This is a genomic window from Stenotrophomonas sp. T8 (genome assembly GCF_051853085.1).
Taxonomy (GTDB): Bacteria; Pseudomonadota; Gammaproteobacteria; order Xanthomonadales; family Xanthomonadaceae; genus Stenotrophomonas; species Stenotrophomonas sepilia.
The window spans coordinates 395672-408822 of the sequence record NZ_CP195329.1 but is presented as its reverse complement, the minus strand read 5'-3'; the positions used below and the strand labels follow the sequence as shown (position 1 = coordinate 408822).

Here is a 13151-nt window from a genome sequence, read left to right as displayed (position 1 = left end):
CGATGAGTGTGTGGGCGATCGGCGACCTGCAGGGCTGCTACGACGTTACCCAGCGGTTGCTGGAGAAGATCCGCTTCGACCCGGCCCAGGACACCCTGTGGTTCTGCGGCGACCTGGTCAACCGTGGCGGCCAGTCGCTGGAGACGCTGCGGCTGGTGCATTCGCTGCGCTATCACAGCGTGGTGGTGCTGGGCAACCATGATCTTTCGCTGCTGGCCGTCGGTGCACGCACCGAAGAGGAGCAGCGCAAGGTCAACCCGGACCTGCTGCGCATCGTGCAGGCCGAGGACCGCGACGAACTGCTGGACTGGCTGCGCCTGCAGAAGCTGGTGCATGTGGATCGCGAGCTGGGCTGGATGATGGTGCACGCCGGCCTGGCGCCGAAGTGGACCACGCAGATGGCAGAGAAGCACGCTGCCGAAGTCGAGGTGCAGCTGCACGGCGCCGGCTACCGCAAGCTGTTCCGCAACATGTACGGCGACAAGCCAAGCTGGGCGCCGAACCTGTCCGGCTACGACCGTTCGCGCGCGATCATCAACGTGCTCACCCGCATGCGCTACTGCACCCCGCGCGGGCGCATCGGCATCGAGGACAAGGGCACCCCCGGCACGCAGGAACAGGGACTCTACCCCTGGTTCGAAGTACCGGGCCGGGTCGAGCGCGACCTCAAGATCGTCTGCGGCCACTGGTCGGCGCTGGGCCTGACCATCACCCAGGGCGTGCACGCCATCGACACCGGCGCAGTCTGGGGCGGCAAGCTGACCGCGATCCAGCTCGATACTGACGAGCTGCGCGTGGTGCAGGTGCCGGGCCGCGATGTACCGGCACCCGTACCCCACGCCCGCCCACCGGCGCGACCGGCGCACGAGCGCGCCTCCACTGCGGTGCAGGGCAAGGAACAGGGCGGCGGCAACGCCGCTGCTGCCAACCCGGGCAACCGTGGTCCGCGCCGTCGTCGCCGTCGAGGTGGTGGCGGTGGGGGCTCCGGTGGACCTCACAACAACGGCGCCGCGCCGCAGGCATGACGCGACGCGGCTGGGCACCATGGAGGGTGCTGCTGCTGACGCTAGCCCTGGCCAGCGGCTGCCAGCCTGCTTCGGCCCCGGCTCCCACCGGCGGCGGAAACGCCGTCCCCGCGCGTTCGCAGGCACAGGCGCCTTCGCCGCCACTGGTGGCTGCAGCGCGCGCGCAGATCGGCGTCACCACCCGTTACGATCCCGCCTACCAGGTCCTGTCCTATCCTGGCGGCGACGTCCCGCTTGATCGCGGCGTGTGCACCGACGTGGTGGTGCGCGCCCTGCGCAGCCAGGGCCTGGACCTGCAGGCGCGCGTGCATGAAGACATGCGCGGCAACTTCAGCGCGTATCCCGCGATCTGGGGCCTGTCACGGCCGGACCGCAACATTGATCATCGACGTGTGCCGAACCTGATGCGCTGGTTCGAACGGCAGGGCTGGCGGCAACCGATCACCGCCCTCGCCACCGACTATGCGGCCGGTGACATCGTGGCCTGGAAGCTCAACGGCAACGGTCTGCTGCATGTCGGCATCGTCTCCGACCGGAGGCTGGCCAATGGCACACCGCTGGTGCTGCACAACATCGCACGCGGCACGCGTGAAGAGAACCTGCTGTTCCAGCACGCGATCATCGGGCACTACCGGATGCCGTAGGCCCCTGTAGTGCTGGGCCATGCTCGGCTACGGGAGGGGTCAGGCAACAGCAGCCGAGCATGGCTCGGCTCTACAGGAAACCATCCTCAGCGGCGCACGTAATGCACGAAGCGGAACGCATAGGCGTGGCGGTCATCGGCCGGGTGCGGCTCGCTGCTCACTTCCCGCCAGTCCTGCACGTCCACCTCGGGGAAATGGGTATCCGCGGGGACTTCGGCATCCACCCAGGTCAGGTACAGGTCGCTGGCCTGGTCAAGCAGCTGACGGAAGATCTCGCCGCCGCCGATGATGCACAGCTCGCTGGCGCCCTCGCCTTCGGCAATCGCCTTCGCCTCGTCCAGCGACGCCACCGCGCGCATGCCCGCGAACGGCACCTGGCCGCTGCGGGTCAGCACCAGGTTGGTCCGCCCCGGCAGTACGCGGCCGATCGACTCGGCCGTCTTGCGCCCCATCAGGATCGGCTTGCCCAGGGTGAGCGCCTTGAAGTGCTTGAAATCATCCGGCAGATGCCAGGGCATCGCATTGCCCTGGCCGATGCCACGGTTGCGGTCCAGCGCCACGATCATCGAGAGCTTCATGGCACTCACACCGCCACCGGCGCCTTGATCGCCGGGTGCGGGTCATAGCCGTCGATGCGGATGTCGTCGAACCGGAAGCCGAACAGGTCGGTCACCTCCGGGTTCAACCACAGCTTCGGCAGCGCGCGCGGTTCACGCGAAAGCTGCTCGCGCGCCTGCTCGAAGTGGTTCGAATACAGGTGCGCGTCGCCCAGCGTATGCACGAAGTCGCCCACCCCCAGGCCGGTGGCCTGCGCCACCATGTGGGTCAGCAGCGCATAGCTGGCGATGTTGAACGGCACGCCGAGGAAGATGTCGCCGCTGCGCTGGTACAGCTGGCAGCTGAGCTTGCCGTCCACCACGTAGAACTGGAACAGGTTGTGGCACGGCATCAGCGCCATCTGCGAAAGCTCGCCCACGTTCCAGGCGCTGACCACCAGCCGGCGCGAATCGGGGTTGCGCTTGATCTCGTCCACCAGCCACTGCATCTGGTCGATCTCGCGGCCATCGGCGGTGGCCCAGCTGCGCCACTGCCTGCCGTAGACCGGGCCGAGGTCGCCGTTCTCGTCGGCCCACTCGTCCCAGATGCGTACCTGGTTGTCTTTCAGGTAGCCGATGTTGGTATCGCCCTTCAGGAACCACAGCAGCTCGTGGATGATCGAGCGCAGGTGCAGTTTCTTGGTGGTGACCAGTGGGAAGCCGTCGGCCAGATTGAAACGCATCTGCCAGCCGAACACGCTGCGGGTACCGGTGCCGGTACGGTCGCTCTTCTCGGCGCCGTGCTCGAGCACGTGCGAGAGCAGGTCCAGGTAAGCCTTCATGCCTTGCCCTCGGCAGCCACCGGCAGCTGCGGCTGCAGTACCGGCGCGCGGCGCGACATTACCAGTAGCACCAGGCCGAAAGCGATCAGCGGTAGGCTGAGGATCTGGCCACGGGTCAGCCAGTCGAAGGCCACATAGACGCCGTTGTCGGGCATGCGTACGAATTCGACGGCGAAGCGGAACAGGCCGTACATCAGCGCGAACAGGCCGCCGACCAGGTAACGGTGGCGCGGCTTGGCCGACACCGTCCACAGCACCACGAACATCACCAGGCCTTCCAGGAACGCTTCATACAGCTGCGAGGGATGGCGGGCGAACTGGTTCAGCGCGCCGGTGGCGAACTGCGCCTGCAGGCTCGCGTGGTCCAACTGGTTCAGCGGCGCCGGCAGGCCCGACGGGAACACCACGCCCCACGTGCCGTCGGTGTACTTGCCCCACAGCTCGGCGCCGATGAAGTTGCCGATGCGACCAAAACCCAGGCCCAGCGGTACCAGCGGCGCCATGAAATCCATGGTGTCGAAGAAGTGCAGCGCGTGCTTGCGCGACCACCACCAGCAGGCACCCAGCACGCCCAGCAGGCCGCCATGGAAGCTCATGCCGCCGTCCCACACCTTGAACAGCAGCAGCGGGTTGTGCAGGAAATCCCCCAGCGCGTAGAACAGCATGTAGCCGATGCGGCCGCCCAGCACCACGCCGAGCATGGCGTAGAACAACAGGTCGGAGAAGCCGTTGGCATCGACGCCCGGCAGGCGCCCGGCGGCGATGCGCGTGCGGCCCAGCAGCCAGGCCGCAGTGAAGCCGAGCAGGTACATGATGCCGTACCAGTGCACCTTGATCGGCCCCAGCGAGAGGGCGATGGGGTCGATGTCGTGGAAATAGATCATGGAAGGTGCCTTGCGGTTGAACGCCTATTCTCGGGCCAGTGCCGCCCCGGCTCAACCAAGGAGCTGGGGCGAGTTCGGCAACGCGTCATCGTTCGACCGGGTCGAGGCCGGAAAGTGCCCTTCGATCAGGCTGGAGACCTCGTCGATGGCATCCTGCAGCGCTTCCACCGGATTGGAACCACGCAGGCCCTCGCGCAGATGGGTGCAGACCCGCTGCCACTGCGCCGGGCTGACCCGGCCATGCAGGCCGCGGTCGGCGACGATCTCGATGGCATGGTCGGCCAGCAGCAGGTAGATCAGCACGCCGTTGTTGTGGGCGGTGTCCCAGGTGCGCAGGCGTGCGAAGGCATGCTCGGCGGCCTGCCTCGGGGTGACCTTGTGCCACAACGCGGCCAGCGGCAGATCAGCCTCCACCGCAAACATCACCTGACCACCGTGGCGCTGCTCACCGGCCGCGATGGCCTCGGTGATCGCCTGCAGCGTGGCTGGCGGGAACGCGCGACGTACCGACGGCGAACATACATGACGGAACAGACGTTGGATCATCACCAGCCTCCCGAAGCGCCACCGCCACCGGAACGGCCACCGCCGCCGCCCCAGCCGCCACCACCGCCGAATCCACCAGCACCGCCGAAGCCGCCTCCCCCGCCCCAGCTGCCACCGCCCCAGCCACCACCGCCGGCAAAGCGCCCCGGATGGCCGGACAGCATCGCCACGATCAGGCCAACCACGCCGGCCAGGCCACTGGCCAGCAGGGTGGAGGTGAACAGGAACGCCGCCACGGCTGCGCCAGCGCCGCCGAGCAGGCCACGCAGCGGGCGCGGCACGCGCGCGAACACGCCGCGCAGGATGCTGCCGGCGAACACACCGATGAACAGCGCCAGAAACCAGGCATCGCCGCCGCCACCCGGCTCGCGCCCACGATGGCCACTGACCGGTGCCGGCAGCGTTTCGCCATCGATCAGCTTGACCAGCACGGCGGTGGCATCGGTGATGCCCCCGGCGTAGTCGCCGGCGCGGAAACGCGGCACCAGGTATTCCTGGATGACCCGGTTGGCGATGGCATCGGGAATCGCGCCTTCCAGGCCGTAACCCGGCTCGATCCGCACGCGCCGGTCGTCCTTGGCCACCACCAGCAGCACGCCGTCATCCACGCCCTTGCGGCCGATCTGCCACTGGTCGAAGACCCGCGTGGCGTACTGCGCGATGTCCTCCGGCTGGGTGGTGGGTACCACCAGCACCTGCAGCTGGCTGCCCTTGCGCTGCTGCAGGTCCAGCGCCTGCTGCACCAGCGCCTGCTTCTGCGCGGCATCCAGCGTGCCGGTGGTGTCGACCACCGGCGAGTCCAGCGCCGGAATCGGCGCCAGCTGCTGGGCCTGCGCCGCCAGCGGCAGCCACAGCAGCAGGGCCAGCAGCGCAGTGGCCAGGCGCATCGGTCAGTGGCCCGGCTGCGTTGCCGGCTGCTGCTGCGGCGCGTTGCCGAAATCCACCGCCGGTGCGTTGGAGATCTGCGCCTCGTTCTCCACAGTGAAGTTCGGCTTGGTCTTGTAGCCGAAGATCTTGGCGGTGATCACCTGCGGGAACGAACGGATGTAGGTGTTGTAGTCCTGCACCTGCTGGATGTAACGACCACGCGCAACCGTGATCCGGTTTTCGGTGCCTTCCAGCTGGGCCTGCAGGTCGCGGAAGTTCTGGTCGGACTTCAGCACCGGATAGCTCTCGGTCACCACCAGCAGCCGCGACAGCGCGCTGCCGAGTTCACCCTGGGCCTGCTGGAACTGCTTGAGCGAGGCTTCGTCATCGGCGTTGACGTTGATCTGGCCGACACGCGAGCGGGCGTTGGTGACTTCGGTCAGCACGCGCTCTTCCTGGCTGGCGAAACCTTTGACGGTCTGCACCAGGTTGGGCACCAGGTCGGCGCGGCGCTTGTACTGGTTGAGCACTTCGGACCAGCTGGCCTTGACCGCCTCATCCTTCTGCTGGATGGCGTTGTAGCCGCAGCCGGACAACAGGGAGGCCAGCAGCATCAGGGGCAGGACACGGGTGAACAGGCGCATGGCGGGGGTTCCGGGTGGGCTTGGCGCCGAGCATGCCATGGTTCGGGTGAAAGACCGGCCATCGGGCGCCGCCCCCTCCGCGGTGTGGTCCAGCCAGCTCGGGGTGGGCCGGGTGGGTGGATCGGCTGGGGGCCGCTGCAAGTACGTCCATGTAAGCTGTCGCCGCATCCATGCGGCTCACGCCCCCAGCCGACCCACCCTCCCGGCCACGGACAATTTCCTGCGCACCGCGGGAAGATCAAAAGAAAAAATCAAAAGCAAAAGCCGGTTCTTCAGGCATTCGGGTCGACCAAGGTCGACACCTACCAGAGCGGAACGCCGTTACGACAGATCGCGGGAATCTGTCGAAGGCGGGGTGGGTCCGGTTGAGGGGGCGTGAGCCGCATGGATGCGGCGACCGAGCTTACATGGACGTACTTGCAGCGTCCCCCTCAACCGGACCCACCCCGCCAACCCACGGAATGCAGGCTTTTGCCGTTGACGTTGACGTTGATTCGGCGGGTGCAGGGCTGCAAGCCCTGCCGGAAACCCTCCGCCCTCAGCAGGCCTCAGCCACCGCAGTGCGGCTACGCCCCAGCCATGCCAGCAGCAGGCCCGACGCGGCCAGCAGGCCACCGGCCACCGGAATGGCGGCGTAGCCCAGGCCCAAGCTGATCACCGCACCACCCAGCGCGGCACCTACCGCATTGCCCAGGTTGAATGCACCCACGTTGATCGACGACGCCAGGCCCGGCGCCTCGCTGGCCACCTGCATCACCCGGATCTGCAGCGGCGGCACGAGGGCGAAGGTCGCCGCACCGAACAGCAGTACACCCAGCGCCGCGGTGGCGTGGCTCATGAAGGCCAGCGGCAGCACGAACATCAGCACCGCCAGGGCAGCCAGCAGGATACGGGTGGCGCCATCGAGCGACCAGTCAGCCATGCGCCCACCGATGCCGTTGCCGAGGGTGAAACCGATGCCGATCAGGGCCAGCGACACCGCGATGAAGGCATTGGAAGCGCCGGTCAACTCGGTCAGCACCGGTGCGACGTAGGTGTACAGCGTGAACATCGCACCCGCACCAAGCACGGTGGTGGCCATGGCCAGCAGCACCTGCGGCTGCAGGATCGCCTTCAGTTCGCGGCGCACGTCCGGGCGCGGTCCCGGCGCGGACGCCGGCAGCGCGAAGCCCAACGCAGTGATCGCGATCAGGCCCAACGCCGCAGTACCGGCGAAGGACAGGCGCCAGCCCAGCTGCTGGCCGACCCAGGTCGCCAGCGGCACGCCACCGATGTTGGCAATGGTCAGGCCCATGAACATGGTGGCCACGGCAGCAGCCTGCTTTTCCTTTGGCACCAGGCTGGCGGCGACCACCGCACCGATGCCGAAGAAGGCACCGTGGTTAAGGCTGGTGACCAGGCGCGACAGCAGCAGCAGCCCGTAGTTCGGCGCCAGCGCGGACAGCAGGTTGCCGACCACGAAGATCGACATCAGCAGCATCAGCGCGGTGCGCTTGCCGAAACGCCCCATCAGCAGGGTCATCACCGGCGCGCCCAGCATCACGCCCACGGCATAGGCGGTGATCAGCATGCCCGCAGTGGGGATGCCAACGCCGACGCCGTCGGCGATGACCGGCAACAGGCCCATCGGGGCAAACTCGGTGGTTCCGATGGCGAAGGCGCCAACGGCAAGCGCCAGCAAGGCGGCTCTGGAATTCATGGGGGGGGTCCTGGGGGCGGGAATCGGGAGTGCGTAGCCTGCGCGCTTTGCTGCGCCGGATTAAGCCTCGCCCCGGGAAAACACTGTTGATCCTGGTTCACAAGTGGAGGCCGGAACGCAGACACAAGTGCAAAAACCGCGTTCCGGTGTTGAGCCGAGCCCATGCTCGGCTGCTTCCTGCCGGTCAGCCGAGCACGGGCTCGGCTCTACAAGGCAGAACGAAGAACCCCCGGCGTTGGCCGGGGGTTCGGGGTCATGCGCTTACCAGTCGCCGGCACCCGGCACGTGGTGCTCGCGGGCGCGGCGGCGCATCAGCAGGTTCAGCCACTCCACCAGCACCGAGAAGCCCATCGCGGCGTAGATGTAGGGCTTGGGAATGTGCACGTCCAGGCCATCCAGGATCAGCACCGCACCGATCAGCAGGATGAAGGCCAGCGCCAGCATCTTCACGGTCGGGTTGGCGTCGATGAAGCGGCCCAGCGGGTTGGCGGCCAGCAGCATCACCGCCACCGACAGCAGGATCGCGGCGACCATCACCGGCACGTGGTCAGCGATGCCGACCGCGGTGATCACCGAGTCCAGCGAGAACACGATGTCGATGACCGCGATCTGCGCGATCACGTAGCCGAACACGGCCGAGGTCTTGGTCGTGCTCGGATCTTCATCCTCGCCACCGGTGATCATTTCCTTGATCTCCATCCAACCCTTGATGATCAGGAACAGGCCACCAACGATCAGCACCAGATCGCGGATGGAAATACCCATGCCGGCCACGGTGAACAGGTTCGCCTGCATGTGCGCCAGGTACGCCAGCGATACCAGCAGGCCGATACGGGTGATACAGGCCACCGCGATGCCGAGCCGACGCGCGAACGGGCGGCGGTGCTCTGGCAGCTTGCTGACGGCGATGGAGATGAACACCAGGTTGTCGATGCCGAGCACGATTTCCAGCGCGCTCAGCGTGAACAGGGTCAACCAGACATTCGGATCGGCAAGAAACTCAAGGGACATGGGAAGTCTTCAACAAGGGGGAATGAGGGATCAGCCGTATTTGCCGGCCATTGCATGCGGGACCACGACCAGCGCCCAGCACAGAAGCACGTTCATCATCAGCACGAACACCGCCGCCGAGCCCATGTCCTTGGCGCGGCCGGCCAGCTCATGGATCTCGCTGCCGTAACGTTCGATCACCGCTTCGATGGCCGAGTTGGCCAGCTCCATCGCCAGCACCAGCAGCATCGAGCCGATCAGCAGCGCGCGTTCGACCGGCGTCTGGCCCAGCCAGATCGCGATCGGCGTCAGCAGGATCAGCAGGTAGACCTCAAGCCGGAACGAGGACTCGTACAGCCAGGCAGCGCGCAGGCCCTGCCAGGACCAGCGGGCGGCCTGGAAGATGCGGCGCGGGCCGCGCGGCAGGTGGCCGAACTGATCAGCCACGGGTGGAATATCCAGCAACGGGGACGCGGCGCAGCGACCGCTCAGACGCACGGCAGGGAATCATGGGTGCACAGGAATAGGCAGATGGCGGCCATTTTGCCACAAGGCCGCCAACCGCAGCCCGCGCCGGCCCGCTGAACGGCCTGCCAGGGGCAAGCAACGGCCCGGGCATGCTCCTATGATGGATGCCCCCTTGCCTGCTGGAGCGCCTGATGTCCCGTCGCCGTACCTGCCTGCTGATGCTGGGCCTGCTGACTGCCGCACCGCTGGCCCAGGCGCTGAGCCCGGCCAAGTCGCCGCGGGTGCCCGAACAGGTCTCCAACGTGGCCTGGGCCGGCGACATGGCCCGCTTCGCCGGCGCCGACCAGTCCAACCCGCCGCCGCGCGGTGGCATCGAGTTCATCGGCAGCTCCTCGATCCGCTTCTGGGAGAGCCTGGCCACCGACTTCCCTGGCCAGCCAGTGTTCAACCGCGGCTTCGGCGGCTCTGAAGTGCGCGACAGCACCTGGTACGCCGACCGCATCGTGGTGCCCTACGCGCCCTGCAAGGTGTTCTTCTATGCGGGCGACAACGACCTCAACAGTGGCCGCAGCCCAGTGCAGGTGCGCGACGACGTGGTTGCCTTCGTGCAGCGCGTGCATCGCGACCTGCCGAAGACCAGGGTGGAGTACCTGTCGATCAAGCCGAGCCCGTCGCGCGCGCACCTGCTGCCGGCGATCAACGAGGCCAACACGCTGATCAAGGCCGCGCTGGCCAAGCTGCCCAATACCGGCTTCACCGACATCTACACGCCGATGCTCGGCGCCGACGGCCAGCCGGATGCGACGCTGTTCCGCGAGGACATGCTGCACATGACCCCGGCCGGCTATGACATCTGGACCAGGGCGCTGGCGCCGAAGGTCAACTGCAACTGAGCAACCCCATCCACGCATGGCGTGGATCGACTGCGGATCGCGGGAAACTGTCGAAGGCGGGGCGGTGTGGGTTTGCAGGACCGTTGGCGCCATGGATGGCGCCATCGAGCCCCCATGGACGGGTTTACGGCGTGTCCTGCAAACCCATACCGCCCCGCCATTCCACGGAATGCCCGCTTTTGATGTTGATGTTGCCTCGGCGGGTGCCGGGCGCAGCCCGGCAAAATCCCTCTACCGGAAGATCACCGTGGCCTCGGTGCCCTTGCCCGGCTCGCTGGCCAGGCTGACCTTCCAGCCGAAGCGGTCGCACAGCCGGCGCACGATCGACAGGCCCAGGCCGGTGCCCTGCGGGCGGCTCGGCTCGGCGCGGTAGAACGGTTCAAACGCGCGCGACAGCGCCTCGGCGGACATGCCGATGCCGGTATCGCGCACCACCACCCGGTCATTGAGCACGTGCACGTCGATACGCCCTTCGTCGGTGTAGCTGCAGGCATTGCGCACCAGGTTGCTGACCACCACCTGCAGCACCCGCGGCGGTGCGTGCAGCTGTACCGGGCCTTCGCCGTGCAGGTGCACCGATACGGGCCGGTTGCCCAGCAGCTCGTTGGCGTTGTCCACCTCGTAGCGGACGATGTCGTTGACGTCGAACAGCTCGATCTGCGGTTCGACATCGGCCTCGCGGGCCAGGATCAGGAACGCGTCGATCACCGCTTCCATGTCACGGCCTGCACGCTGGATGCGCTGCAGGCTGCGGCGCAGGCGCGGCTGCAGGGTTTCATCGCCCAGGGCCATGTCGCTGGCCACGCGGATGACGGTCAACGGCGTGCGCAGCTCATGGCTGGCATCACGGGTGAAGTTGCGCTCGCGCGCCACGTGCGCGCTGACCCGGTTGGCCAGTGAATGCAGTGCGGCCGCCAGCTGGCGGGTCTCGCCCTGCATGTCCGCCGGCAGCTTGTTCGGCTCCAGATCGGCCGCTTCGGGGTGGCCCGGGTCCCAGCGCGAGACGCGCCGCGCCAGCCAGTTCACCGGCGACACCAGTCGTTTGGAGGCACGGTAGGTGACCCAGCTGGCGCCATACACCGCCAACAGGGTCAGCAGCACCGGCACGATGCCGAACCAGAACGCCAGCATCTCCGCGCGCGAGCGCAGGAACACCAGGTACAGGCGACCGGCAGGGCGCACGTCGACCAGCACCAGCTGATCGTCCTGGGGCAGCTCGTGGAAGCCAGGCTCCAGGGTGCGCAGGTTGGCCGGCAATGACAGTGCCGACTGCCCGCTTTCCAGCAGGTAGCCGCGGATGTTGTGGGTGTTGGGCGGCGGCTGCACCGGCGACGCCTCGTGCAACGTCCAGTAATAGGCCGCTTCCTCGCGCAGGGCGGCGCCGACCAGGCTGTGCTTGATCACCAGCGAGACCAGCCAGGCACCGAGCAGGATGCCCAGGCTGGCCAGGACTGCCTGCAGGATGAAGGCGATACGGATCTTGCGCGGCAGGCCGTGCGGCATTGCGGGGTCCCGGTCAGAGCGCTGCGATTATAGGCAGCGCGCTGCGCCGTAGTCGTGCACGGACGCTGACCGGCGGCAACGCCGGCCGGTCATCCGTGCCCGGTGCGGGGTCGTTGCCCGGCCGGGCCTGATGCTGCACAGGCCGGGCCCCGATCAGGCCATCGGCTGGGCAATATCGGCAATGCGATAGCCGGCGCTCTGCACGGTGTGCAGCAGCGGACGGTCGAACGGCTTGTCGATGATCTTGCGCAGGTTGTACAGATGGCTACGCAGGGTGTCCGAATCCGGCAGGCCATTGCCCCAGATCTCGCGTTCGATCTCCTGGCGGGTGACCACGCGCGGCGATTCGCGCATCAGGATGGTCAGCAGGCGCAGGCCGATCGGCGACAGCTGCAGCTCGGTGCCGGCACGGGTAGCCCGCATGCTGACCGGATCGAGGACCAGGTCGGCGACCTTCAGCACCTCCGAACCGACCTGGCGGCGTTCGCGACGGATCAGCGCGCGCAGGCGGGCTTCCAGCTCCTGGATCGCGAACGGCTTGGTCAGGTAGTCATCGGCGCCGAAGCCGAGGCCGGTGAGCTTGTCGTCCAGCGTGTCGCGTGCCGTGAGCATCAGCACCGGCGTGGACTTGCGCGCATCGTTGCGCAGGCGACGGCACACTTCAATGCCGTCCAGGCGCGGCAACATGAGATCGAGCACCACGACGTCATAGCTGTTCTCCGCCGCGAGGCGGTAGCCATCCAGGCCGTCCTGTGCATAGTCGACTTCGAAGCCGCGACCTTCCAGGTATTCCCCGATCATCTCGGAGATGTTGCGGTTGTCTTCGACCACCAGCACCAAGCCGGAGGTCTCCTTCGTCTGACGCATGTGATTCCCTCTAACTTCAGCTTTGTGAAACATGCCGGATCGACGGTGGACGCGATGTGAAGTTCCGTCAAGAGGTACACAAACGGTTCAGAGCAGCGGCCTGAGCAGCGGCCAGACGTTGTCCAGCACCTTCGGCTGCGCCTGCGCCGTGGGGTGCAGGCCGTCGGCCTGCATCATGCCCGGCTGCAGGGCGACGCCCTCCAGCAGGAACGGCAGCAGCGGCACCTTGTACTGCGTGGCCAGCGCCTTGTAGGCCGCGGCCAGGCGCTGGCGGTAGGCCGGTCCGTAGTTGGGGGGCACGTCGATGCCCAGCAGCAGCACCTTGGCGCCGGCCTTCTGGCTGGCCTGCACCATTTTTCCCAGGTTGCCCTGCACCTGCGCCGGAGTCAGCCCGCGCAGCGCGTCATTGCCGCCCAGCGCGATCACCACCACGGTCGGCTTCTCCCTGGCCAGCAGGCCCGGCAGGCGGGTCAGCGCGCCGGCGGTGGTTTCCCCGCTCATGCTGGCGTTGACGATGCGCGCCGGGGTTTTCGACTGCTGCCTGACCCGCTGTTGCAGCAAGCTGACCCAGCCGGCGTCGGCAGGGATATTGTGGGCGGCACTGAGGCTGTCGCCGAGCACCAGCACGGTGCCGGCCGGACCTTTGGCACAGGCCAGCCCCGGCAACAGCAGGAACCCTAGCAGCAGCACCATCATCGCGCCGGCTCGCCGGCTCCATCCCGTCTTGCGCATTGGAGTCTCCT

15 protein-coding genes are annotated in these 13151 nt (G+C 67.3%); 3 read left to right on the top strand and 12 right to left on the bottom strand.

What is annotated here, in order from left to right; genetic code table 11:
* Window positions 1-2 precede the first annotated feature (2 nt).
* Both ACSDHM_RS01805 and ACSDHM_RS01800 read left to right on the top strand, forming a co-directional pair.
* Window positions 3-1025 carry a symmetrical bis(5'-nucleosyl)-tetraphosphatase gene (locus ACSDHM_RS01805; protein ID WP_439426602.1) on the top strand — a complete coding sequence of 341 codons (1023 nt, stop codon included), beginning with the start codon at window positions 3-5 and terminating at the stop codon, window positions 1023-1025.
* A complete protein-coding gene (locus ACSDHM_RS01800; protein WP_439426601.1) occupies window positions 1022-1669 on the top strand; it encodes a DUF1287 domain-containing protein in 648 nt (215 codons plus the stop codon). The genes ACSDHM_RS01805 and ACSDHM_RS01800 overlap by 4 nt, the downstream gene beginning before the upstream one ends.
* An 86-nt stretch (window positions 1670-1755) precedes the next feature.
* Here the strand turns inward: ACSDHM_RS01800 and ACSDHM_RS01795 are convergent, their stop codons facing one another.
* The 9 genes from ACSDHM_RS01795 to ACSDHM_RS01755 form a co-directional block, all read right to left on the bottom strand.
* On the bottom strand, window positions 1756-2247 hold the full coding sequence (locus ACSDHM_RS01795) for a dihydrofolate reductase (RefSeq protein WP_072167883.1): 492 nt from the start codon (window positions 2245-2247) through the stop codon (window positions 1756-1758).
* A 5-nt stretch (window positions 2248-2252) separates the two neighbouring features.
* Window positions 2253-3047, bottom strand: coding sequence for a thymidylate synthase (locus ACSDHM_RS01790; RefSeq protein ID WP_061478354.1), 795 nt, complete (start codon window positions 3045-3047; stop codon window positions 2253-2255).
* A complete protein-coding gene (lgt, locus tag ACSDHM_RS01785; protein WP_439426600.1) occupies window positions 3044-3931 on the bottom strand; it encodes a prolipoprotein diacylglyceryl transferase in 888 nt (295 codons plus the stop codon). The genes ACSDHM_RS01790 and lgt overlap by 4 nt, the downstream gene beginning before the upstream one ends.
* Before the next feature lie 51 nt (window positions 3932-3982).
* The gene (locus ACSDHM_RS01780) at window positions 3983-4477 is read right to left on the bottom strand and encodes a TPM domain-containing protein (RefSeq protein WP_005415340.1); all 495 of its coding nucleotides are present in this window, start codon (window positions 4475-4477) and stop codon (window positions 3983-3985) included.
* Window positions 4477-5364, bottom strand: a complete 888-nt coding sequence (locus ACSDHM_RS01775; RefSeq protein ID WP_439426599.1) for a TPM domain-containing protein — start codon at window positions 5362-5364, stop codon at window positions 4477-4479. Before ACSDHM_RS01775 ends, ACSDHM_RS01780 begins: the two co-directional genes overlap by 1 nt.
* A 3-nt stretch (window positions 5365-5367) precedes the next feature.
* The gene (locus ACSDHM_RS01770) at window positions 5368-5988 is read right to left on the bottom strand and encodes a LemA family protein (protein WP_439426598.1); all 621 of its coding nucleotides are present in this window, start codon (window positions 5986-5988) and stop codon (window positions 5368-5370) included.
* Window positions 5989-6526: 538 nt separating this feature from the next.
* On the bottom strand, window positions 6527-7687 hold the full coding sequence (locus ACSDHM_RS01765; RefSeq protein ID WP_072167879.1) for an MFS transporter: 1161 nt from the start codon (window positions 7685-7687) through the stop codon (window positions 6527-6529).
* 261 nt (window positions 7688-7948) lie between these two features.
* Window positions 7949-8698 (bottom strand): TerC family protein, encoded by a 750-nt coding sequence (locus ACSDHM_RS01760; protein WP_072167878.1) that lies wholly within the window; start codon window positions 8696-8698, stop codon window positions 7949-7951.
* A gap of 30 nt (window positions 8699-8728) precedes the next feature.
* The gene (locus ACSDHM_RS01755) at window positions 8729-9124 is read right to left on the bottom strand and encodes a diacylglycerol kinase (RefSeq protein ID WP_072167877.1); all 396 of its coding nucleotides are present in this window, start codon (window positions 9122-9124) and stop codon (window positions 8729-8731) included.
* Between the two features lie 212 nt (window positions 9125-9336).
* Here ACSDHM_RS01755 and ACSDHM_RS01750 point away from each other — a divergent pair, with 212 nt between their 5' ends.
* The gene (locus tag ACSDHM_RS01750) at window positions 9337-10038 is read left to right on the top strand and encodes an SGNH/GDSL hydrolase family protein (protein WP_088497864.1); all 702 of its coding nucleotides are present in this window, start codon (window positions 9337-9339) and stop codon (window positions 10036-10038) included.
* 231 nt (window positions 10039-10269) lie between these two features.
* On the opposite strand, the gene ACSDHM_RS01745 is transcribed toward ACSDHM_RS01750, so the two are convergent.
* The 3 genes from ACSDHM_RS01745 to ACSDHM_RS01735 form a co-directional block, all read right to left on the bottom strand.
* Window positions 10270-11541 carry a sensor histidine kinase gene (locus tag ACSDHM_RS01745; RefSeq protein WP_005415333.1) on the bottom strand — a complete coding sequence of 424 codons (1272 nt, stop codon included), beginning with the start codon at window positions 11539-11541 and terminating at the stop codon, window positions 10270-10272.
* A 153-nt stretch (window positions 11542-11694) separates the two neighbouring features.
* On the bottom strand, window positions 11695-12408 hold the full coding sequence (locus ACSDHM_RS01740) for a response regulator transcription factor (protein ID WP_002811889.1): 714 nt from the start codon (window positions 12406-12408) through the stop codon (window positions 11695-11697).
* 87 nt (window positions 12409-12495) lie between these two features.
* A complete protein-coding gene (locus ACSDHM_RS01735; RefSeq protein ID WP_061478363.1) occupies window positions 12496-13140 on the bottom strand; it encodes an arylesterase in 645 nt (214 codons plus the stop codon).
* Between the last annotated feature and the right edge of the window lie 11 nt (window positions 13141-13151).

Coding starts and splice junctions, on each gene's coding strand:
- ACSDHM_RS01750 (WP_088497864.1), top strand. CDS start 9,337: ATGTCCCGTCGCCGTACCTGCCTGCTGATGCTGGGCCTGCTGACTGCC.
- ACSDHM_RS01795 (WP_072167883.1), bottom strand. CDS start 2,247: ATGAAGCTCTCGATGATCGTGGCGCTGGACCGCAACCGTGGCATCGGC.
- lgt (WP_439426600.1), bottom strand. CDS start 3,931: ATGATCTATTTCCACGACATCGACCCCATCGCCCTCTCGCTGGGGCCG.
- ACSDHM_RS01770 (WP_439426598.1), bottom strand. CDS start 5,988: ATGCGCCTGTTCACCCGTGTCCTGCCCCTGATGCTGCTGGCCTCCCTG.
- ACSDHM_RS01775 (WP_439426599.1), bottom strand. CDS start 5,364: ATGCGCCTGGCCACTGCGCTGCTGGCCCTGCTGCTGTGGCTGCCGCTG.
- ACSDHM_RS01760 (WP_072167878.1), bottom strand. CDS start 8,698: ATGTCCCTTGAGTTTCTTGCCGATCCGAATGTCTGGTTGACCCTGTTC.
- ACSDHM_RS01745 (WP_005415333.1), bottom strand. CDS start 11,541: ATGCCGCACGGCCTGCCGCGCAAGATCCGTATCGCCTTCATCCTGCAG.
- ACSDHM_RS01765 (WP_072167879.1), bottom strand. CDS start 7,687: ATGAATTCCAGAGCCGCCTTGCTGGCGCTTGCCGTTGGCGCCTTCGCC.
- ACSDHM_RS01740 (WP_002811889.1), bottom strand. CDS start 12,408: ATGCGTCAGACGAAGGAGACCTCCGGCTTGGTGCTGGTGGTCGAAGAC.
- ACSDHM_RS01790 (WP_061478354.1), bottom strand. CDS start 3,047: ATGAAGGCTTACCTGGACCTGCTCTCGCACGTGCTCGAGCACGGCGCC.
- ACSDHM_RS01735 (WP_061478363.1), bottom strand. CDS start 13,140: ATGCGCAAGACGGGATGGAGCCGGCGAGCCGGCGCGATGATGGTGCTG.
- ACSDHM_RS01800 (WP_439426601.1), top strand. CDS start 1,022: ATGACGCGACGCGGCTGGGCACCATGGAGGGTGCTGCTGCTGACGCTA.
- ACSDHM_RS01805 (WP_439426602.1), top strand. CDS start 3: ATGAGTGTGTGGGCGATCGGCGACCTGCAGGGCTGCTACGACGTTACC.
- ACSDHM_RS01780 (WP_005415340.1), bottom strand. CDS start 4,477: ATGATCCAACGTCTGTTCCGTCATGTATGTTCGCCGTCGGTACGTCGC.